The 21,834-nt window shown below is 42.7% G+C and carries 20 protein-coding genes and 1 pseudogene; 18 read left to right on the top strand and 3 right to left on the bottom strand.

Translation table 11 applies throughout. The annotated features are described in order from the left end of the window. Nucleotides 1–136 precede the first annotated feature (136 nt). From V6984_RS04715 to V6984_RS04725, 3 genes are all read left to right on the top strand, one after another. A complete protein-coding gene (locus tag V6984_RS04715; protein WP_342758644.1) occupies nucleotides 137–1,051 on the top strand; it encodes a GNAT family N-acetyltransferase in 915 nt (304 codons plus the stop codon). Nucleotides 1,052–1,116: 65 nt separating this feature from the next. Then, nucleotides 1,117–1,650, top strand: coding sequence for a GNAT family protein (locus V6984_RS04720; RefSeq protein ID WP_342758645.1), 534 nt, complete (start codon nucleotides 1,117–1,119; stop codon nucleotides 1,648–1,650). Nucleotides 1,651–1,660: 10 nt separating this feature from the next. Further along, complete coding sequence (locus V6984_RS04725; protein WP_342758646.1) at nucleotides 1,661–1,813, top strand: hypothetical protein; 153 nt, start codon at nucleotides 1,661–1,663, stop codon at nucleotides 1,811–1,813. Nucleotides 1,814–1,957: 144 nt separating this feature from the next. On the opposite strand, the gene V6984_RS04730 is transcribed toward V6984_RS04725, so the two are convergent. After that, nucleotides 1,958–2,173, bottom strand: coding sequence for a helix-turn-helix transcriptional regulator (locus V6984_RS04730; RefSeq protein WP_342758647.1), 216 nt, complete (start codon nucleotides 2,171–2,173; stop codon nucleotides 1,958–1,960). Between the two features lie 164 nt (nucleotides 2,174–2,337). Between V6984_RS04730 and V6984_RS04735 the strand changes: the two genes are divergently transcribed. After that, complete coding sequence (locus tag V6984_RS04735) at nucleotides 2,338–4,389, top strand: methyl-accepting chemotaxis protein (protein ID WP_342758648.1); 2,052 nt, start codon at nucleotides 2,338–2,340, stop codon at nucleotides 4,387–4,389. Between the two features lie 196 nt (nucleotides 4,390–4,585). Beyond that, complete coding sequence (locus V6984_RS04740; RefSeq protein ID WP_342758649.1) at nucleotides 4,586–5,335, top strand: alpha/beta hydrolase; 750 nt, start codon at nucleotides 4,586–4,588, stop codon at nucleotides 5,333–5,335. Here the strand turns inward: V6984_RS04740 and V6984_RS04745 are convergent. Beyond that, nucleotides 5,332–5,895 carry a flavin reductase family protein gene (locus tag V6984_RS04745; protein ID WP_342758650.1) on the bottom strand — a complete coding sequence of 188 codons (564 nt, stop codon included), beginning with the start codon at nucleotides 5,893–5,895 and terminating at the stop codon, nucleotides 5,332–5,334. The genes V6984_RS04740 and V6984_RS04745 overlap by 4 nt on opposite strands. Further along, nucleotides 5,896–6,327: a MarR family transcriptional regulator gene (locus V6984_RS04750; RefSeq protein WP_342758651.1), complete on the bottom strand. Its 432-nt coding sequence runs from the start codon at nucleotides 6,325–6,327 to the stop codon at nucleotides 5,896–5,898. Between the two features lie 978 nt (nucleotides 6,328–7,305). Between V6984_RS04750 and V6984_RS04755 the strand changes: the two genes are divergently transcribed. The 13 genes and pseudogenes from V6984_RS04755 (at nucleotide 7,306) to V6984_RS04815 (ending at nucleotide 21,814) form a co-directional block, all read left to right on the top strand. Continuing rightward, nucleotides 7,306–9,213 carry an endonuclease MutS2 gene (locus V6984_RS04755; RefSeq protein WP_342758652.1) on the top strand — a complete coding sequence of 636 codons (1,908 nt, stop codon included), beginning with the start codon at nucleotides 7,306–7,308 and terminating at the stop codon, nucleotides 9,211–9,213. A gap of 78 nt (nucleotides 9,214–9,291) precedes the next feature. After that, nucleotides 9,292–9,573 (top strand): GNAT family N-acetyltransferase, encoded by a 282-nt coding sequence (locus V6984_RS04760; RefSeq protein WP_342758653.1) that lies wholly within the window; start codon nucleotides 9,292–9,294, stop codon nucleotides 9,571–9,573. A gap of 37 nt (nucleotides 9,574–9,610) precedes the next feature. Beyond that, nucleotides 9,611–10,549: a tRNA-dihydrouridine synthase family protein gene (locus V6984_RS04765; protein WP_342758654.1), complete on the top strand. Its 939-nt coding sequence runs from the start codon at nucleotides 9,611–9,613 to the stop codon at nucleotides 10,547–10,549. Nucleotides 10,550–10,582: 33 nt separating this feature from the next. Beyond that, nucleotides 10,583–11,473 (top strand): S66 peptidase family protein, encoded by an 891-nt coding sequence (locus V6984_RS04770; protein ID WP_342758655.1) that lies wholly within the window; start codon nucleotides 10,583–10,585, stop codon nucleotides 11,471–11,473. 53 nt (nucleotides 11,474–11,526) lie between these two features. Next, a complete protein-coding gene (locus V6984_RS04775; protein ID WP_342758656.1) occupies nucleotides 11,527–12,030 on the top strand; it encodes a transcription elongation factor GreA in 504 nt (167 codons plus the stop codon). A 190-nt stretch (nucleotides 12,031–12,220) separates the two neighbouring features. Further along, nucleotides 12,221–13,150, top strand: a complete 930-nt coding sequence (gene rbsK, locus V6984_RS04780; RefSeq protein WP_342758657.1) for a ribokinase — start codon at nucleotides 12,221–12,223, stop codon at nucleotides 13,148–13,150. A 145-nt stretch (nucleotides 13,151–13,295) separates the two neighbouring features. Then, complete coding sequence (locus V6984_RS04785; protein WP_342758658.1) at nucleotides 13,296–15,212, top strand: PfkB family carbohydrate kinase; 1,917 nt, start codon at nucleotides 13,296–13,298, stop codon at nucleotides 15,210–15,212. Between the two features lie 179 nt (nucleotides 15,213–15,391). After that, a pseudogene (locus tag V6984_RS04790) lies at nucleotides 15,392–16,157 on the top strand (methylenetetrahydrofolate reductase). Nucleotides 16,158–16,178: 21 nt separating this feature from the next. Further along, the gene (ymfI, locus tag V6984_RS04795) at nucleotides 16,179–16,898 is read left to right on the top strand and encodes an elongation factor P 5-aminopentanone reductase (protein ID WP_342758659.1); all 720 of its coding nucleotides are present in this window, start codon (nucleotides 16,179–16,181) and stop codon (nucleotides 16,896–16,898) included. Between the two features lie 25 nt (nucleotides 16,899–16,923). Further along, nucleotides 16,924–17,904: an NAD(P)/FAD-dependent oxidoreductase gene (locus V6984_RS04800; protein WP_425324231.1), complete on the top strand. Its 981-nt coding sequence runs from the start codon at nucleotides 16,924–16,926 to the stop codon at nucleotides 17,902–17,904. A gap of 16 nt (nucleotides 17,905–17,920) precedes the next feature. Continuing rightward, nucleotides 17,921–18,988, top strand: a complete 1,068-nt coding sequence (locus tag V6984_RS04805) for a glycosyltransferase family 2 protein (protein WP_342758661.1) — start codon at nucleotides 17,921–17,923, stop codon at nucleotides 18,986–18,988. A 52-nt stretch (nucleotides 18,989–19,040) separates the two neighbouring features. After that, nucleotides 19,041–20,270, top strand: coding sequence for a polysaccharide pyruvyl transferase family protein (locus tag V6984_RS04810; RefSeq protein ID WP_342758662.1), 1,230 nt, complete (start codon nucleotides 19,041–19,043; stop codon nucleotides 20,268–20,270). Then, entirely contained in the window at nucleotides 20,267–21,814 is a 1,548-nt protein-coding gene (locus tag V6984_RS04815) for a polysaccharide biosynthesis C-terminal domain-containing protein (RefSeq protein ID WP_342758663.1), read from the top strand. Before V6984_RS04810 ends, V6984_RS04815 begins: the two co-directional genes overlap by 4 nt. The last annotated feature ends 20 nt before the right edge of the window (nucleotides 21,815–21,834 follow it).

A 21,834-nucleotide genomic window follows, 5' to 3' on the forward strand; every position in this document is an offset into this window, starting at 1 on the left:
ATACATCCTTAGATCGATGGCGAAATGCTGTTGATTTAGGGGTGTTTTTTTATAAGATGCTATGAAACATTGGATAAGCTTGTTATAATATTAGTGGCATTGCTTTGGCTCTTATTGTTAAAGGAGAACATGGGATATGAAATACAATTATATTATAAATGTGAGAGATGATGATAAATTGCGTGCAAGCTTTAACGAGCTGACGCAGAAGGTATACGGGTTTGATTTCAAACAATGGTATGAAAGAGGTCAATGGGGAGATAAATATATACCTCATGTCTTGGAGGATAAAGGCAGAGTTATATCGAATGTGTCGGTTAATCTCATGTACTTCAATATGGGCGGGGAAATTAAAAAATATATTCAGCTTGGGACGGTTATGACCGACCCTGATTATCGCGGTCAGGGACTTAACAGATACATACTGGAAAAGATTTTGGAAAAGTATCGGGGAAAGGTTGATGGAATATATCTTTTTGGAAATGACAGCGTTCTGGAATATTATCCGAGGTTCGGATTCACCCCGATTAAAGAATATGAGTATAGCTGCAAATTGCATTGGGAAAGTGAAGCAATATCGGATATCGAAAGAAATGCATCCCGGATTGAGAAAACAGATTTGTCTGATAAAGGCACATGTGATAAATTGTATAACGCTATCATGGAATATAATTCTTCAGCAAGAGGAAATAATCCGAACGATGGTTTTAATATGTGCGACAACCTCGGATTATATCAGTTCTGGCTGGCGGAAGAATTTCGAGAGAATGTATACTATTTGCCGGATATAGGGGCATATATTATTGCCGATTTAAATGCGGATACGCTCAAAATATATCAGATTATTAGCAAAGACGTGATAGACATTAAAAAGCTTGCTGCTTCTTTCAGAAGAGTATCGGAGATAAAGCTTGGATTTACACCGGCCAGAAAAGAGGACTACGATATAGAGCAGCACATAGTAAAAGATTGCACTTTATTTATTCTGGGAGACAATCTGAAGAAGGTGGAACTGGAAAAAATGATGTTCCCGGAGATATCACATGCTTAATAAAATGGTGAAATATGTTTGCGATAGATTCACCGGACGAATATTAGATCGTATTAAGGAGCCCTATGAAAATAGAAACTCAAAGATTAATTGTCAGAAACTTTGAATTAAGAGATAAAGAGGACCTGTGCGAATACATGCTGCAGCGTGTTCGTGCTGAATTCGAAAGTTATCCCGATTTTACCGTCCAAAAAGCTGATCAGGAAATAGAATACCGCACTGGCAGTGATGAATTCTTTGCTATTGAATTAAAAGCCAGTCATAAGGTGATCGGTAACGTTTATTTAGGAAAAAGGGATTTCAATGCGAAGGAGCTCGGATATGTCCTTAACGAGAACTATCAAAACCAAGGATATGGAACGGAAGCTTGCACGGCGGCGATTAACTACACTTTTGCCCATGGTATTCATAGAATCTTTGCTGAATGCGCACCCGGGAATGTGCCATCATGGAAATTGATGGAGAAGTGCGGACTCAAGAAGGAAGCACATTTTATAAAAAATATTTCTTTTCATAATGATGAGCAGGGCAGGCCTATTTACTGGGATACCTATGTATATGCCATTTTAAATCAGGATGAAGGCCGACTTAAAAGATAAAAGTGTCATTATGTTTACTCACGGACTAACGGCAGACCACACTCCTTTTGATAAGCAAACAGAATATTTGCGGGATAAGCTGATCGTGATAACATGGGATATGCCGCTGTACGGCGAAGGAAGCCGGATATCCTTTGGTGATCATTCCGGGTGCCGGTCATAATTCCAACTTTGATGGATACAAATTCTTTAACCGGGAAGTAATAAAGTTCATGACTATATAAAGCATGCGTACCGATTCGGACTGCACATGCAAATTTTTCAATGGGTATTGATAACCCCTCTTTGTTGATAACGCAAAGAGGGGTTATTTAGTGTTTACGTCTTCTATTGCCTCGAATAAATCCCCAACAGGACAATCTAATATTTTGCTTAATTTGTCAAGATTATCAAACCTTATAGACGAAGTTTGGTTCGTAACCATGCGGTTAAAGTTTTGATAGCTTAAATCCATTTGTTTGTATAGCCAATACTTCGTATGCTCCTGCTCAGATAATATTTGCAATATGCGCAAGCGTACCATGTAAAACCTCCTTTTTTAGCCTTAATTATATCGAAAAACTCATGCTTGCATAAATGATGTATAGATTATATAATGTAAACATTAGATATTATACAAAATATAATTTATTTATAACCAAATAACCATAAGTTAATACAATACATTTATACAAAGGAGTAGTCGATATGACTGTACAAAAAGAAAATAAGAAACCCAAAAAACAGGCAGGAGAATTCCGGACACTTTTTGCAAAGATCCTCACTACCATCGGAGGTCCTGTAATACTTTCCTATTTAATTGTAGGAATCATTATTGTAGGTATTGTGGTCGCTTCCGTAACCCGTTTGAGTGAAAATGAACTGAGTGCCCAGTCGCTGGCGGCATCTAATGAAGTGGAGGGATATTTTGCAAGATATCAGGAAATTACGGAGCAGCTTTCCTTAAATACTCAGATGGAAATGTTGTTTACTGAAGTTACACCGGGTAAGAACATTGATCAGGCCGGCAATTTCAAAGCGGCATATGAAACTCTTATAAATATCGAAGAAGCGAATTCCGACAGCATACTGTCCGTTTGGATGGCAGATGTTGATTCCAGTCAGATTGCGCAGTCGGACGGTTCTGTTTTAAATACCGGATGGGATATTACGACACGATCCTGGTACATAGAACTTCTTGAAAAAAATAAAACCATTATGACCGAGCCCTATGAAGACAGTTTTACGAAAAAGCAGATCGTCAGCGTGGTTTCACCCGTATATAAATCGGGTACATCGGAAATTATAGGTGCGGCGGGATTGGACTTCGTCTTGGAAGGCCTGGCGGAGACTGTTGGAAGCTATACGTTGAGAAATACGGGATTTTACATTATGACAACCGGTACAGGACAGATTATTTACCATCCGGCGGCAGAATATGTTAATCTTAATGTTTCAGAAACGGATATGTCGGAAAATTTTAAAAATGCAATTCTATCAGGCTCAATGGGACGTATAAATTATACCTCTCACGGAATTGCTAACCATGGTTATCTGGAACCGATAGGAGATACGGGGTGGATAATGGCCACGGGACTTCCGAACACGGAGTTTAATCAGGAATACTTAGTGGTGGTGGGAACGCTGTTGGTTATATTCCTTTTGGCTATCCTTTGCATTTTCCTTATGATTTTGATGGTTTCGAAGTCGATAGTAAAGCCGATTAAGGAACTGACTGATACGGCGAATCTTATTGCAGAGGGAAATCTGGATATTGAAGCCAAGGTATCTACGAAAGACGAAGTGGGGCAGATGGGAGAGGCTATTAACCGTACAGTTGTACAGTTAAGGCGTTACATTGCATATATACAAGAGATTGCTTCTGTTTTGGGAACTATGGCGGCAGGAGACATGCGTATTCATTTGGAGCAGGATTATGTGGGAGAATTTGCTGCTATCAGAAAGGCATTTGAAGAAATATCGGCTTCCTTGAATCATACTCTGTCAACAATCCGCTTGTCTGTCACACAGGTAAGCAGCAGCTCGGAACAAGTTTCCGGCGGCGCACAGGCACTTGCTTCCGGCTCCACGGAACAGGCTGCTACGGTGGAGGAATTGAATGCATCTTCTACTGAAATCGCAAGGCAGGCGGAGGAGAATCTGAATCTGGTCAAAACAACTACCGAACAGTTGAAGAATACCGCGAATCGTTTGAATGTTGGCAACCAGCGTATGGTGCAGCTAACTGCAGCTATGGTGGACATCGAATCCTCTGCCAATCAGATCGCGGATATTACCAAAGTTATTGATGGAATAGCTTCCCAGACAAACCTACTGTCTTTGAATGCAGCTATTGAAGCAGCCAGAGCCGGTGAAGCGGGAAAAGGGTTTGCTGTTGTGGCGGATGAAGTGCGTGATTTGGCTCAAAAATCTGCAGAGGCGGCCAAGCAGACAGTACAGCTTCTCCAGAATTCTTTGAAAGATGTGGAAACAGGTACAAAAATAGCGGAAGAAACGGCGCGGTTCTTACAGGAAGTTGAAGTGGATACTTTGAAAGTGGTAGAAGGTATTTCCAGAATTGAAGAGGTATCTGCCGACCAGACGATTTCAATCGATCAGATAAGAGAGGGGCTCAATCAAGTATCGGCAGTTATACAGAATAATGCGGCAACCGCGGAAGAGAACTCGGCAACAAGCGAGGAAATGGCTTCGCAGGCAGCTCTTCTGAATGAGGAGGTCGGTAAGTTTAAACTGCAATAATATTACCATCGTTCAGGGCGTGTAAGACCTTGTCAAACGATGGTATGTATACTTTATTAAGAAATAATGGTAAAATATTCGTGATATCAATTGCCGCTATTAAGCCCTAGGCTGAATAGTAGCAAATATCTTGTATCAGGCACATTGCTTGCAAGGAATGCCTGAACGAAGGAAAAAGGAAGGAATTTGATACCTTATGAAATTTTACTGTTATGGGGCTGAAGGACTGCCCGTCGTTATGCTCATTCACGGAGGCGGTAATTCAAAGTGGATGTTTGAACGGGCTGCCAGGCTGATGAAAGATAAATATCGGATAATCGTTCCTGAACTGGACGGACATGGAGAAGAGCATGCCATTATGTATATGTCGACAAGAGAGGAAGCAGAGAAGATCATCCGGTATATCGATGAGAATCTGGGCGGCCGGCTATTTTGCATTGCGGGGGCTTCTTTGGGAAGTCAGATAGCGATGGAGATTCTGGGCAAAAGGCCCCGGATAGCTGAGCGGGCATTTTTAGAGAGCGGGATCTGCCGCCCTAAGAAGGCCCTGGCAAGGCTGATGTCACGGAGGATGATTGACGCCATGGAGAAAATGTATCAATGGAAATGGCTTGTGAGACTTCAATGCAAATACAGCGGATGGCCTATGGAGATAGCCGATAAGATTACCGAAGATGTGAAAGCCGTAAGTGCGGACAGCAACTATAACTTGTACCGGACGTATTTTAGCTACGAGCTGCCGGGAGGCCTTCGCCAGACAACGGCAAAGGTCCTTGTCATATGCGGCAGCAAAGAAAGCAGAGCGATGAAAGCAGAAATCCGGTACGCTGCGTCTCAAATACCCGGAAGTCAAACGGATGTGTTTGAAGGCTGCGGCCATTGTGGCTGCAGCCTTGGCAATCCGAGGGCGTATGCAGATAAGCTGCAAGGTTTTATGGAAAGTTAATCGAAGCAGGTCCCCCATTTCCCGAGATTCTTCCCGTCCCATGAAAAATAAGTGGAGCAGGTAGTACTGATAGGTGCGATCTTTTGGATCCGCTCCTCCACGCTCATGCTCGCATCACTTAGAAATTCTTCGGCGAGAACATTCCTAATTTTACATAGCATCACTGAACCATCGTCCATTTGCATGGTGTTGACGACTTCCAATTCAAAGACTACAGGGCTGCATGATAAGACAGGAACATTCAGGGCCTGTCCTTTTTCTGTCTCCAGCGTATGAGCCGCTTTCTCCACACGGTATCCGTCGGTCGATCCCAAAAAGTCCGCAAGAGGCAGCATTTCCTCTGTCACTAGATTCGCAGAAAATACTTTTGTTGCATTGATCCTATCTTTCGTAAGTTTCTCCCCACCAATACATGCCATTACACCTAATTCTTTGTCCCAGTAGTAGCTGAACCAGCAAAAGAGCCCGAAATTCGGCGTACCATCCTCCTTATATGTACCATATAGAAACAACGTTTGCGGGCAGAAATCGTTAGATATGGGCATTGATATTTTACTCATTTAATTTACCTCCTTCAAATTCTTCAAGATTCTTGTTAGTTGTTTTTCGAGTTGAATGATTTCTTGTTCGGTAAAGCCTTTATAATAAATTTCATTCATCCGCCTGGAAACCTGCTCGTACTTTTCTTGTAATCCTCGTGCTTTTTCTGTTAAAACAATCAAATTCTTCCGACGATCCGCTTCGTCCGGAACGCGCATGATCAAGTCCGCTTCAGCCATCCGGTCCAGCATGCTGGTTAAGGTGGTATTTGCCAGGCCCACCTGAGTCGCTAATTCTGCGATGGATATGCGGTCCGTCTGCCAAAGAACATATAATATTTTTCCTTGTGCGCCGTTGAATTCATCAATATTTTCTTCGGATAATATTTTTTCGAAGATTCGCCCTCCAATCTGTTTTATTTGTGTAATTAAAAATCCTCCTTGTGTGTCCATAGAAATCCTCCCATATAGGAATATATTATATAGTTATAGAAGTGTCAACTTTTTTTATAAATATATAAATTGAATTAAAAAATATTGACAAAAACAATATAATGGGATAGCATAAAATCATTATTAAAAAAAAGAGAGGTATGTTCATGTTACGTGAGTCGGTATTGGAGAACACAACTAACTAAATAGTTGAAAAGGAAAGACGTTAGCGATTACGCTATGGGTCTGTCCTTTTATCGGCGAATGAAGCCGGTGTATCTGCTTTACTGAATGCTTAACCCTTGCGTGGCAAGAGTTCATACACTTCAAATAGACGTTTGTATTATTTAGACTCTTTGGAAGGCATAACGGTATCGTTGTGCTTTTTTGTTGTCATTTACACATATTTTTACGGAGTTTATTTATTATGGGCTGTTTTATTTATGAGCGCTGAAAAGGCATGTCTTAAAGACGGATACTTCAGCGCTCATTTTGTTATCTTATAGGATTAGGGTGAAAAGGTCCTTTATAAATACATTCTGGTCAATATGACCAAAACCAAAAGAACGACTGCGCCTATGTAAATATTTAGAAGTTCTTTCTCTGGATATTTGAGCCATAACAGAAAACAAAACTGTTTGAGCGCAGCGAGTTTTTTGTTTTCTGGTATGTTTGGCGCGAATAGACTGAGAATTAGAACTTCTTATATATTGGAATTCGGAGCAGGAGTCTTTTTGTTTTGAGCATATTGACTTGAGACGTTTGCAAAAGGACCTTTTGACACCCTAATCCTTATAGGAAAGTACGTCCTATAAGATAAAGGCACTTCGTGCAGTATGCGCAGCTGCGCGCGCGGGACAGAAGCTGTACAGCCAATGTATTCGGCGGGGAATATGTTCAAAATACACTTTTGTCCAAATAAGGGAACCCGATGCGGCCGGTGCCTTCAGAAAAGAAAAACGAAGGAAGGATAAGATTGAAAGGAGAAAGGTTATAAAAATGTTGAATACAGAAAAAATATTGGAATTTAATACAGTAAAAGAAAAGCTAATGGAACTGGCATACACGGATAAAGCGAAGGAAGAAATAGAAGTTCTGAAGCCATACATGTCGGAAAGCGAGCTGAGAGCGAGAATGCGGGAGACAACTGAGGCGAGGCTGCTTTTGGAAAAAGCGGGGAATCCACCATTAACATCTTTAAGGGGTATCGGCGAGTTGATACAGATTGCGGAAAAAGGCGGCTGTCTGACGGAAGAACAATTAGAAAAAGTAGGTATTTCACTGACTGGTGTTAAGCGCCTGAAAGATTACTTAAACCGCTGTAAGCAGTACGATTTGAGCATTCCCTATTATGAGGAAAATCTGGATTCACTGGAAGGAATCAGAGAAGAAATACAAAAAAACATCCGTGACGGAAAAGTAGATGATTATGCCTCGAAGCTGCTGGGAGACCTAAGAAGAGATATAAGTCTGACCGAAAGCAAAATGCGCGATAAAGCGGATAACGTAATGCGCACAAATAAGGAATACATGTCGGACAGTTTCAGTACCATACGAAACGGGCATATCTGTATTCCTGTAAAAAAGGAATATAAGCTGAAAATAGCGGGAGCGGTCATAGATAAATCTGCCACCGGAAATACCATATTTATAGAACCGGCTGCGGTGGGACGGTATTATGAAGAGCTTCAGGGAATGGAAATAGATGAAGAGAACGAAGTGAGAAGAATCCTATATTCCCTGACGGCAATGCTTGCGGGTGTGGCAGAAATTATGGAACGGAATAATAAGACGATAGAAAAATTGGACTTCATGTTTGCGAAAGGAAAGCTCAGTCTTGAGTATAAAGGAGTACAGCCTGTTATTAATACCGAAAGAAGAATCCGTCTGGTAAAAGGAAGGCATCCGCTGATGGATCCGGATATCAATGTCCCGTTGGAGTTTGAGATTGGAAACGGTACAAACGGTATTGTGATCACCGGACCGAATACGGGAGGAAAAACAGTAGCGATCAAGACGGTAGCATTAAATTGTATGATGGCCCAGTGTGGACTTCATGTAACCTGTAAAGAAGCAGATATCTGTATGAATGACGCATATTTGTGTGACATCGGGGACGGTCAGAATATTTCAGAGAATCTTTCCACCTTTTCGGCGCATATTACCAATGTTCTGGATATATTGAACAGAGCGGACAAGGAGAGCCTTGTAATTATGGACGAACTGGGTTCCGGCACCGATCCTGCGGAGGGTATGGGAATCGCCGTTGCTGTTTTGGAGGAGCTGAAGAAAAGCGGTGCCCTTTATCTTGTCACAACGCATTATCCCGAAATAAAAAAATATGCGGATAAAGCGGAGGGAGTGGTAAATGCCAGAATGACTTTTGATAAAGAAAGCTTGAAGCCTTTGTACCGGATGGTAATCGGAGAAGCCGGAGAAAGTTGTGCATTCTATATTGCCGGTAAACTGGGCATGCCGGCTTCCATGCTGCAAAGAGCGGTAAAGGAGGCCTATGGAGATAACCCGCCGGAAGAGCTGAATATTCCGGCCGGAGAAGAGAGGGTGGAGAAAGCGGCCGGAGCGCATATACGTAAAAAGAAGGATCCGGCGAACCGTCAGACGAAAGCTATGCAGTTTCGGCTGGGAGACAGTGTCATGGTTTATCCTGAGAAAAAAATTGGAATCGTCTGTCAGACGGCTGATGAAAAGGGAGTGCTGCGCGTACAGCTGCAGGATAAGAAAATTTATATCAACCATAAGCGGATCAAGCTGCATGTGGCGGCGACGGAACTGTATCCGGAGGATTATGACTTTTCCATTATTTTCGATTCGGTGGAAAATCGCAAATTGCGACATCAAATGGACCGGAAGCATGTGGAGGACAGAAGTCTGTCGATAGAAGAGTGAATGCATTTTTGATAGTATATATTGCAAAAGTTTTATGCTATAATTGAAAAATCAACTCGTGGAAAAGGGAGATAATCTATGATACATGAAATCGTATCTTCATGCGTATGCGTCATCATCCCGAATCTCACCCGCGATCAACGGCCTTATGCGTTCATTGAGAACGTCATTACCGACGGAGAGCATAGAAAAAAGGGGCTGGCGACGGCCTGCCTGAATTATGCGAGAGACTTGGCCGTAAAGGAAAACTGTTATAAACTGATGCTTCTTACCGGAGCGAAGGAAGAAAGCACTCTGAGGTTCTACGAGCAGGCAGGATATAATAGAAAGGATAAGACTGCATTTATTCAATGGCTATAGATTTTAGAATATTTGATTGGAGATAATTCAGCATATTATGAATTTTTATTTTGCCCCTATGGAGGGAATTACCGGATATATATTTAGAAATGCCTACAACACCTTTTTTCCTTGTATAGATAAATATTTTACTCCCTTCTTATCGCCGAACCAGAATCGTGGGTTGGGCTCGAAGGAAATGAAGGATATTCTGCCAAAGAACAACGAAGGAATGTATGTGGTTCCTCAGATTCTTACAAACAATGCGGAGCATTTTATCCGGGCAGCGAGGGAACTTAAGGAAGAATACGGCTATCATGAAGTGAATTTGAATCTCGGCTGTCCATCAGGAACTGTGGTGGCTAAGGGAAAGGGTGCAGGATTTCTTGCAAAACGCAAGGAACTGGATATCTTTATGGAACAGGTATTCGCAGCCGCCGATATAAAAATTTCTGTAAAGACGAGAATCGGAAAGGAGTCGGCAGAGGAATTTTATGAGCTGATGCATATATTTAATAAATATCCGCTCCATGAGCTGATCGTTCATCCGAGGGTACAGACGGACTATTATAACAACACACCGAATAAAGAGATGTTCGGTTATGCGGTTTCGGCTGGCAAAAACCCGTTATGCTATAATGGAGATATCGTTACAAAGCAGGATTACCAGCAGATTTGCGGGGAATTCCCCCAGATAAACAGTGTGATGATCGGCAGAGGCGTGCTGAGAGATCCTTCGCTCATCGATAGAATAAAGGGTGAGCCGGGGGCGGATAAGAGACGGATTAAGGAGTTTCACGACAAGCTGTATTCGGACTATAAGGAGTCATTTTCCGGTGACGTCAATCTTCTGTTCAAGATGAAGGAATTGTGGTTTTACATGATTCGCATGTTCCCGGAAGGTGAAAAATATCTAAAAAAGATAAAGAAAACGTCGAGGCTGTGCGATTATGAGGAAATAACGGACAGACTATTTCAGGAACAGCAAATAAAATAGGGCAATGCTTTTCGGTAAAAGGAGGAAAAAGAGATGCTTGCGGAGAAATTGAAGCCGGGAGATACTATCGGTATTATATCGCCCAGCCATGTGGCTACGATGGAGGGTTATGCGGAAATTATTTCCGGGATAGAGGCAAAGGGGTTTAAGGTAAAGGCCGGGAGGAATCTATATAAGGATACTTATGGATATTTAGCCAGTGAGGCTGAACGCGCCGGGGACTTGAATGAAATGGCGGCAGATGCGGAGGTCAAGCTGATCTTTTTCGGCGGCGGCTACGGAAGTATTGAAGTGCTTCCCTATATAGATTATGAGATTATAAAGAGGAATCCCAAGCTGTTTTTGAGCTATAGTGACGGTACCTCCATTTTGAACGCGATTCACACCAAAACGGGTCTGATTACATATTATGGGCAATCGCCGGGACATTTCCGGGATCTGAAGGAATATACCTTCGAACAGTTTTCCTCACATTTGGTGAGAAGGGATGCTTTCTGCTTTGTGAGCAACAGTAAATGGTATTCTCTGAAGGAGGGAATTGGAGAAGGAACATTGATAGGCGGTTATACATGGAACTTCGCCCTTTCCATAAATACCCCGTATTTACAGTTAGACCGGAGCAAAAAGTATATTTTGTTTATGGAGGACTTTGAAGCTTTCAGCAGCGTTGCTGCGGTGAGCTCGTATCTGGCCTGCATTGAGCAAAGCGGTTTTATGGAGTATGTTTCCGGCGTGCTTTTCGGCAATTATTCGGATACGCTTTCCGAACAGCTTTTGAACCGCCTTAGAAGACTTGGCGAAAAATATGATATTCCGGTAGCCTATTGCGATGATTTCGGACATGGGGAGAACCATGCAATACTTCCGGTTGGAGGTCGTGCAGTTCTGAATACGGAGAAGAATTCCATGAGGTTTTTGGACTGAAATTTAGGTGCGTTGCTCGCTATTTTACTTAACATGGGGGAGGAATCAGGATTATGAACAATCAGCTTACATTGAACGATATTAAAAGGATGGAAGAAGAAATTGAACACCGGAAATTGATAATCCGCAAGGAAGCGCTGGAGGCGGTAAAGGAAGCCAGGGCTCACGGAGACCTTAGCGAAAACTTCGAATATTATGCGGCGAAGCGGGAGAAGAATAAAAACGAGAGCCGGATTCGTTTTCTTGAGAGGATGATAAAGACTGCGGAGATTATTTCTGATGAATCGAAGGAGGATGAGATTGGCGTTAATAATACGGTAGAGGTGATGTTTGAAGAGGATGGAGCCTTGGAAGTTTATAAAATAGTGACGACTATGAGGGGGAATTCGCTGGAAGGACTTATCAGTACGGAATCGCCGATAGGGAAGGCACTTATAGGGCACAAGGTAGGAGATAGAGTGTGCGTACAGGTGAATGACAGTTTTAGTTATTATATCGTTGTGAAGAAAATAGAAAAAACGGTAGATGATGGGACGGATAAGATAAGGAGTTTTTAAGCAGGCTGCTTCATGGCCGTGGAATTGCACATAAAACTGGCGAAGTCTTCAATAATATTTTAAGATGTATTGACAATCTCGGGAAAAGTTGTAATATGAAAATATAGAGAAAATATTTTAGGAAAAATATTTCTCAAGGTGATTTACAGCAATTCAATAGCCCCTCTCTTAGAGGAAGGAGACTTTTAAGATGAAAAAGAAAATACTGATAATCGGAAGCTTGAATGTAGATATGGTGATCGAGATGAAGCGTATGCCTCTTGTAGGGGAAACGGTTCTTGGAACTCAGCTTAATTATATTCCCGGCGGAAAGGGTGCCAATCAGGCGTGTGCGGCCGGGCGGCTGGCCGGAGATGTGATGATGCTGGGCTGCGTGGGAGAAGACGAATTCGGAGATATACAAAACAATAGTCTTTCGGAAAATGGAGTGGATACCGGCTGTTTTAAGAGAAGCAAGACGCAGAAGACAGGAACGGCCAGCATATATGTAGACGAGAATGGGAGCAACAGCATTGTGGTAGTTGCAGGAGCTAATCAGGAATGTGACGTCTCTTATCTGCAGGAGCATGACGATGCGATAAAGGCTTGCGATTATGTCATTTTGCAGATGGAGATACCTTATGAGGCGATTTTCTATGCGGTAAAACGAGCGAAGGAGCTGGGAAAGACGGTTATATTGAACCCCGCACCGGCGCCGGACTCTCTTCCTGACGAAATTCTGGCGAGGCTTGACTATATTACGCCTAATGAGACGGAGCTTATGAAACTATGCGGACGGAGCGGAGAGACGTTGGAAGATTTTATTGAAGGTGCAGGCGCACTCCTGCAAAAGGGGGTAAAGAACGTGCTGGTTACCTTGGGTGAGAGAGGAGCGCTTCTTGTGAATGAGAGTATGACGGAGATATTTCCTACAAGGAAGGTGGTTTCCGTGGATACGACAGCAGCAGGCGATTGCTTCAACGGAGCTTTTGTGGTAGCGCTTGCGGAAGGGAAGGGGCAGAAGGAGGCGGTGACCTTTGCCAACGCGGCATCCTCCATCGCGGTAACGAGAAACGGAGCGCAGACCTCGATTCCCAGCAGAGAGGAAACGGATGAAGTGCTCAAAAGCATGAGCATATAAAATAGACGAAGGAAGGCATGAGGAGAACCTCGTGCCTTTTTATGCTTAATATCGGGATAATCGGGGAAACGTACAGCTCGTTGTTAGTAACAGGAAAAATGTGGTATAATATTTAAAAATTTTGCTCACGAAAGGGGAACCTCGTATGAATATAAAAGACATTGCCAATTTATGCGGTGTGTCACCATCTACCGTATCCAAGATTCTACACAATAAGGATGCGGATATCAGCGTGGAAACGAGAAAAAAGGTTTTGGAAATCATTAAGGAATACCAGTATGTTCCTTACTCCAAGGTAATAAACAGTGCGGCTCCCAAGACGAATATGATAGGTGTGCTTCTGGCCGAGAATACATACGGCGTACAAGACATGCTTTACAGCATCGAAAAAGCGGCTTCCAAAAACGGATATGGCATCATGCTGTGCAATACGGCACAGGATGAGAAAAAGGCGGAAAAGTATTATCAAATATTTAACAATAAAGGCGTGGACGGCATTATCTCCATTTGTCAGGACACAGAGCCACCGGAGGAAATGAAGATACCCATCGTGCGCATCCAAAATAGAGAGCGCGAAATAAAAAACGCTGCTGCGGATCTTTATTTCGATATGAAAGAGTCCGGATACCTTGCGGTCAGTTACCTTCTTGAAATGGGGCATGAGAGAATTGCATGCCTTTTGGAAAAGGATGAGGAGGACATAAGGGAGGGATACCGGGGAGCATATAAGGAAAGGTTTGTTTCTCCGGATGAGGAATGGATTTTCATGGGTACCGAGGAAGAAATCGAAAGAGAGGGAATTGCTAGGTGCCTGAAGGCGGATGTGACGGCCATCGTATGCTCCAGTGCAGAGATGGGAAATGCCGTTTATGAGAAAGTCAGGGAGCGGGGAGATGGAATTCCGAATAAAATGTCTGTTATCAGTACAAGGGACAGTGCTCTTGCGGAAAAGATTTATCCGAAGCTGACGGCCGTACATGTGCCTATGGATGAAATCGGTGCGCGGGGAGTGAATGTCCTGATTCAAATGATGGAGGACAGAAAGTCCGCTCATGAGTTTAAGGAGAAGATTTCCCAGCATATATGCGAAAGAAGCAGTGTTTCAGCGCCGTCAGGACATGAACGGGGCGGGAAAATCGTGGTGGTGGGCAGTATGAACATGGACTGTATGATCGGCGTAAGCCGTATTCCGACGGTGGGAGAGACGGTAAAGGCGGGAAACATCATATCCCTGCCCGGAGGAAAGGGAGCGAATCAAGCGGTAGGAGCCGGTAAGCTGGAGGGTCTTGTCTATATGATAGGAAGACTTGGAAACGACAGCGACGGAAAAACGATATATAACAGCCTGGTAAACAGCGGAGTAAAAACAGAGGGGGTCGTCTTCGATGATTCGGTCTCTACGGGAAGGGCCTATGTTAATGTCGCATCGGGAGGAGACAGCACCATCGTCATCTATCCCGGAGCCAATGCGAAGCTGGATTGCAGTCAGATAAACCAATACGAGAGACTGCTGGAGGGTGCTGCTTACTGCCTTTTGACCTCGGAGATTCCGGAAGAAACAGTAGAATACACGATTGAAAAATGCAGGGAGATGAAGGTCCCGGTCATACTGAAGCTTTCGGCTGTGGAAAGAATGAGGGAAAGTTTGTTTCAGGATGTCGATTATTTCATACCTAACGAAAAAGAGGCTGAACTTCTGGTTCCCCAGGCATCATCGGTGGAGGAGAGGGCTGATATATTCATAAAAAAGGGTGTTAAAAATGTAATTATAACTTTAGGGCAAAAAGGCTGCTACTTAAAAAATGCGAAATATCAGGGATTTGTGCCTACAGCAGGCTTTCATCCGGTGGACAGTACCGGAGCAGCGGATGCCTTCATCAGTGCGTTGGCTGTTTCTTTAAGCGAAGGCAATGAAATAAGGCAGGCAATCAGCTTCGCCTCCTATGCGGCGGGCATCAGCTCCACAAGGCAAGGGGTACAGCCGGCCATGGTGGATAGAAGAGAGCTTTCGCTGTATCAGGAAGAGATAGAAAAACTCTGTGCGGGGGCGCTTTCCGATTAGGAAAAGAGGTTACTGTGAACGCAGTGAACAGTAACAAAAGAGGAGCCGGGAAAGGATAAATCGAATTAAGAAGTAGAAAAATATATGGATATAAAGTATAATGAATAGATAACGAAACGGACTAAATGTCTGTTTATAGTTTACACCCCTTGGGGTGGCGGGTACGAAAGGCTGAAGACATGATTATAGAAAACCTATTTAAAGAAAAAAGACCCGTGCTGTCTTTTGAAATATTTCCTCCGAAGAAAGAAGCGGCGCTTCTAAGTATCGATGAGACGCTTTCTACATTGGCGAAGCTGAATCCTGATTTTATCAGTGTGACTTTCGGAGCGGGAGGGAGCGGCGGCAAAAATAAAACCGTAGAGCTTGCGAAAAAAATAAAAGAAGAATACAAAATAGAGCCGCTCGTACACTTAACGTGCATAAATCACAGCGAAGAAGAAATACGTGTTCTTCTTAAGCAGCTTGAGGCAGCACAGCTTAAGAATATACTGGCGCTTAGAGGCGACATTAATCCCGAGGTTTTCCCCAGGCATGATTTCAGATATGCAGGAGAACTGGTGGAGTTCATTAAGAAAAACGGAGATTTTCATGTGAGCGGAGCCTGCTATCCCGAGACCCATCTGGAGGCGGCAGATCCCATAAGCGATATACGCAATCTTAAGAAAAAGGTGGATGCGGGAGCCGGGCATTATGCCAGTCACGAACAAAGCGCAGATAGAGAAGATGGTGACCATGTGCGGAGCTTCTCTGCCTCCTAAGCTGGCAAAAATTCTGAATAAATACGGCGGTAATAAAGAGGCTCTTTTCGATGCGGGAATGGCATATGCCATCGACCAGATCGTGGATCTGCTTTCGAACGAAGTGGAAGGCATACATATTTTTACGATGAATAATCCGGTAGTGGCTCGTAGAATATGTGACGGAATTAAGAATCTGATTTAATGGAGAGGTGTATAATAATATATGGGCAAAGCAGCGCTTGTTAGCGGAGCGTCCCGCGGTATCGGCCGTGCCGTAGCAAAGAGTCTGGCAGAAGCAGGATATGATTTGTACTTGACATGCAGGCAGTCGGAAGAGAAATTATTAGAACTGAAAGATGAGTTGGAAGAAAATTACAATATTCATTGTGCAGCATATATATGTAATATGGGGAGCTATGAAGAAGTAAGCGGTCTTTTCGGTCATATTCCCGATTTGGATGTACTGGTGAACAATGCGGGCATTTCTTATATCGGTCTTTTGTCTGAAATGGAAGTTTCCAGGTGGCAGGAAATAATAGATACCAATTTGAGCTCCGTATTTTATACCTGCAAGCTTGCGATCCCGCTTATGCTTAAAAAGAAATCAGGAAGGATTATCAATATATCTTCGGTATGGGGAAGCGCGGGTGCTTCTATGGAGGTGGCTTATTCTGCCTCCAAGGGCGGAGTGAACAGCTTTACCAAGGCGTTGGCAAAGGAACTGGCCCCCAGTCACATTTGTGTGAATGCGTTGGCCTGCGGCGTAATTGATACGGATATGAACCAGTGCTTTGACGAAGCGGAACGCAGGGCACTTACAGAAGAAATACCGGCAGATCGTTTCGGACGGCCGGAGGAAGCGGCGAAACTCATCCTGCAGATCATCGATGCACCCGAATATATGACGGGACAGATTATAACGATGGACGGCGGATGGTGTTGAAATAAGAAAGAATAGAGGGATGACTATGTACGATTTAGTGATTATCGGATCAGGACCGGCAGGGTTGTCGGCGGCAATATATGCGAAAAGAGCAGGTCTCAAAACCTTGGTTTTGGAAAAGAGTACAATGAGCGGAGGTCAGGTGCTTACCACTTATGAGGTGGATAATTATCTGGGACTACCGGGAATTAACGGCTTCGATTTGGGCATGAAGTTCAGAGAACATGCGGATAATATGGAGATTGAATTCGTGGAAGCAGAGGTGACGGGCATTAAAAGTATTGACGCGCCGGGCTGTAATGAACATCCCATGCAGGATATGAAAGCGGCGAATATCGATTTAGACGCCTGCAGGAGGAAGCGCATACATCGCATTAGCACCAGCCAGGGAGATTATGAAACGAGAACGATTTTAATCGCTACCGGCGCCTCTTATGCCAAGCTGGGTGTGCCGGGAGAAGAAGAGTTCGCCGGTATGGGTGTCTCCTACTGTGCTACTTGCGACGGTGCCTTTTTCAGGAACCGCACTGTGGCGGTAGTAGGCGGCGGCGACGTAGCGGTGGAAGATGCGATTTTCTTGGCGAGAACCAGCAAGAAGGTATATTTGATTCATAGAAGAAACGAACTTCGGGCGGCTAATATCCTTCAGGAAAGTTTAAGCCGTCTTGATAATGTGGAAGTGATATGGGATACGGTAGTGGAGGAAATCAAAGGAGAGGATCAGGTTCAGGGCCTTCTTCTGCGAGATCTGAAGACTGAGGAAAAAAAGGAACTTGTGGTGGACGGTGTATTCATCGCCGTAGGAATCCATCCCAATACGGAAAGCTTCGGGAATGCCGTGAAATGTGATGATAGAGGATATATCGTCGCGGATGAGGACTGCGTTACGCACACGGCCGGAATCTTTGCAGCGGGAGATGTAAGAACTAAGAAGCTCAGACAGATTATCACGGCTGTAGCCGACGGCGCCAACGCGGTGACTAGCATTCAGAATTATTTTCTGTAGAAAATGGAGTGAATCGATGCACAAGATCAGCATTATTGTTCCGGTCTATAATGTGGAAAAGTATCTGGAACGATGCGTAAACAGCATATTGAGCCAGACCTATGAAAATATAGAAATTGTGCTTGTGAATGACGGATCTCCCGACAATTCTCCGACTATGTGTGATCAATATGCCAAGGTGGATGAACGGGTGAAAGTGATTCATAAGGAAAACGGCGGATTAGTTTCCGCTTGGCAGGCAGGAGTCAGGGCGAGTGACGGCAAATATCTTTGCTTTGTGGATAGCGATGATTGGGTAGAACCGGATATGATTTCAGAAATGTATGCCTTTCTTTCCGCTGGCAATGCCGATTCCATGGAAATACCTTCTGATAAAAAAGAAATTATCTGCTGTAATTTTGTGATAGACCGCTTTACGGGCGATGATATGAGTTCCGGGCAATACAAGGTAACAAAGCATTATCACGAACTTAAGCCGGGAATATACGAAGGAAAGCAATTAGAAACAGACGTAAAAGATCAGTTGCTGGGACATGAAAATCGTTTGGTCTCCATGTCAAGGTGCATGAAGCTTTTTTCCAGAAGATTGATAGAAGACAATATGAAATATTGTAATCCCGATATTACGTTTGGAGAAGACGTTAACATCGTGCTGCCGGCTCTGTTAGACTGTGAGCGTCTGGTTATTATGGAAGAAGCACTGTTTTATCATTATTTTTACAATTATGATTCTATGGTCCATAAATATGATAAGAAGCTATACCAAGGAATATGCACTCTTCGTTCTGTAATAAAAGAAATTTTTGAGGATAAAAAGAGACAGAATGGCGAAATGCAAGGGGACAAGGAATATATTTACCTGTTGATGTTCGCTTTAAAAAATGAAATAAGAGGCGGACGGAAAAACTATTCTGTTAAAGTACGCGAAATTTGTAATGGGAATCAGGACATCGTAATGACTTATCCTGTAATTGTTGGAAACAAGATAAACAGGATTTTATATTTTTTATTGAAAAATCCTAAGCTTATTTATATAAATGTTGTCCGGTTCTTATTCAGGTTAGGAGACGGATTGCACAAATAACTTTAGGAATGTGACGAACTGAAAAGATGAGGAATGATAAAGGGATAAATTGATGTCAGTAAAAAGGATGGAAGAAGATAGAATTTTATTATACATGCACGCAGGAAGCGGAAATCATGGCTGTGAAGCGATTGTCAACAGCGTTTGTCATATGCTGAAGAAAGATGTTTTAGTGCTGACTAACAGCAAGGCTGAAGACCGGAAATATTCTCTTGCGGCATCAAAAGATACCGCTCTTTGCTATTTGGAGGAAGAGCGGCAATTTTCGAGGCATAAGTTTGCTCATGTGATGTATTATATCTGGAGAAAAGTGATGAAAGATCCAGAATCCTTTATCCGTTATCGCTATCGTACTGTATTCGGTAAAAAGTTTTATCCGCTGGCGATTTCTATCGGCGGTGATAATTACTGCTATGACATGATGCTTAAGGACTTGCTTTTAGCCAATAAAGCGTTTGGGGAGAGGGGAGTCAAAACAGTGCTTTTAGGCTGCTCTATTGATCCGGAGCTTTTTTTAAGAGAAGGTTTAAATGACGCTTTAAAGGAAGATTTGAACAGGTATCTAACGATTATAGCAAGAGAATCGATTACTTATGAAGCATTAAAGTTGATAGTGCCGGAAGAAAAGCTGTTCTTAATTCCTGATCCGGCATTTACTTTAAGGAAAAAGGAACTTCCGTTGCCGGATGGATTTATTCAGGGCAATACGATTGGAATTAATGTCAGCCCTATGATTCAGGATAACGAGAGCAAAAAGGGAATTACCATGTTAAGTTATAAAGCACTGCTCCATCATATCATAGCGGCGACGGATATGCAGATTGCGTTAATTCCTCATGTGGTATGGGAAAGAAACGATGATAGAGTGCCGATAAAGGAGCTGTTTGAAGAATTTAAGAATACCGGAAGGGTGGTTATGATAGAGGACGGGACTTGCGAGGAGCTGAAAGGGTACATTGCCCGCTGTTGCATGTTTATTGGTGCCAGGACTCACGCTACGATTGCGGCATATTCCGCGTGTGTTCCCACTTTGGTGGTGGGATATTCTGTGAAAGCAAAGGGAATTGCAAAGGATTTATTCGGAACCTACGATAATTACGTACTTCAGGTACAGCAGCTGCAAAACGAGGAAGCGCTTATCGATGCTTTCCAATGGTTGTCGGACTACAAAGAGGATATAAGGAAGCACTTGGAAGAAGTCATCCCCGGTTATGTAAAAGAGGCATATAAAACAGGGGAGGAAATTGAAAAGATATGGAATAGCATAAGGGTACAAAGATGAGAATTAAAAACACACTGGTCAATTTAGTTTATATATGGGGCTCCGCTCTTTTACTGCTGGGACTCAATCTGCTGACACGACGTATTTTCCTCGATGTTCTCGTGGTAGATTATTTAGGATATGATGGACTGTTTTCTTCCATTTTTTCTTTCCTTACGTTATCAGAGATGGGTATTGCCGGAATTATCACCTATCATATGTATAGTGAGATTGCTACCAATAACACCCAGCAGATTCGGAAGCTTTTATATATTTATAAAATGGTATATAAGATCGTAGGAGGATTTGTGCTTGTTGCAGGTATTGTTGCTTGCTTCTTTCTGCCCTACATTTTAAAAGAACAAATGGCGGGAGAGGACCGGTTATTTATCTATACCATTTATTTCCTGCAATTATTTGCCACCATATGTACTTACTTTTTAGCGTACAGACGGATTCTTTTCGTTACGCATCAGAAAATTTACTTCTGCACTATGGTAGATACAGTCATGAGCATCGCAGCTACCTTGCTCAAAATTTTTGTCTTGCTTAAATTCCAAAGTTACATTGGATATTTGCTCGTTTCCATTGCTAATAATGTTATATCTAATCTGATTATCGCATGGTGGTCGAGGAAGAAATACCCGGAGATCGCAAGGGTGAAAATCACTAAAGCGGATATAAAAGAGCTTGATTTATGGCATGATGTGAAAAATATGATGGCTACCAAGGTTGCAATTACGATTTATGGTAGTTCTAGTGATATCATCATTACGGCAATGTTGGGAGTAAGAATGGATGGGCTGGTCAGTAATTATGGACTGATCTCCGCTAAAATTCAGGAATTTATTCTTTCTATATTTAAAGCGTTGCAAGCGAGCATTGGTAACCTTGTGTATGATGATGAAGAAAAAAAGGGAATAAAGTTTTTCAAAGCATTGGATCTTGTTGGATTTTACATGGGTTTAACGGCAGCGACAGGAATAGTCATCGTTGGTCAGGATTTTATTCTCTGGTGGCTGAAAAAGACAGAATTCCAACTCCCCGTATCCTTTTTAATAGTACTTTCCGTTAATATTTTTATTGCAATCTGCAATAATCCGATGAATTATTTTCGTAATACGTTCGGACATTTTGGCGGGGATAGAAATTATATGATAGCCGCTGCAATTGTTAACATAATAATCTCTCTTATGCTGACACCCCTTGTGGGCGTTACAGGAGTTATGATAGGAACAGTGGTTGGACATCTTTTGATTTATTTAGGAAGAACCGTAGTGGTATATAAATATTATATAAAAGAAAAACCTTATGGATATTATTTAAAATTCTTACTACGCTTAATTTTTTTAGGCGTTACCGTTGCAATAGCCGGGGAAATTTCCTCGTTGTTTTATTTGGAATTCTTGCTTGGAGATATTCTTGTTAAGGGAATAATAAGTGTTATCATATCGTCACTGGTCTTTTTCGTATTTAATTTTAGGAGCGAAGAGTTCAGAACCTTGATGTTATACGCGAAAACAATCGTTGAGATGATATTGAAGAAGAGAAGGAGCAGACAATAATGGGAACGAGCGGAGTGAAA

This window comes from Kineothrix sp. IPX-CK (assembly GCF_039134705.1).
In the GTDB taxonomy this organism is placed as follows: Bacteria; Bacillota; Clostridia; order Lachnospirales; family Lachnospiraceae; genus Kineothrix; species Kineothrix sedimenti.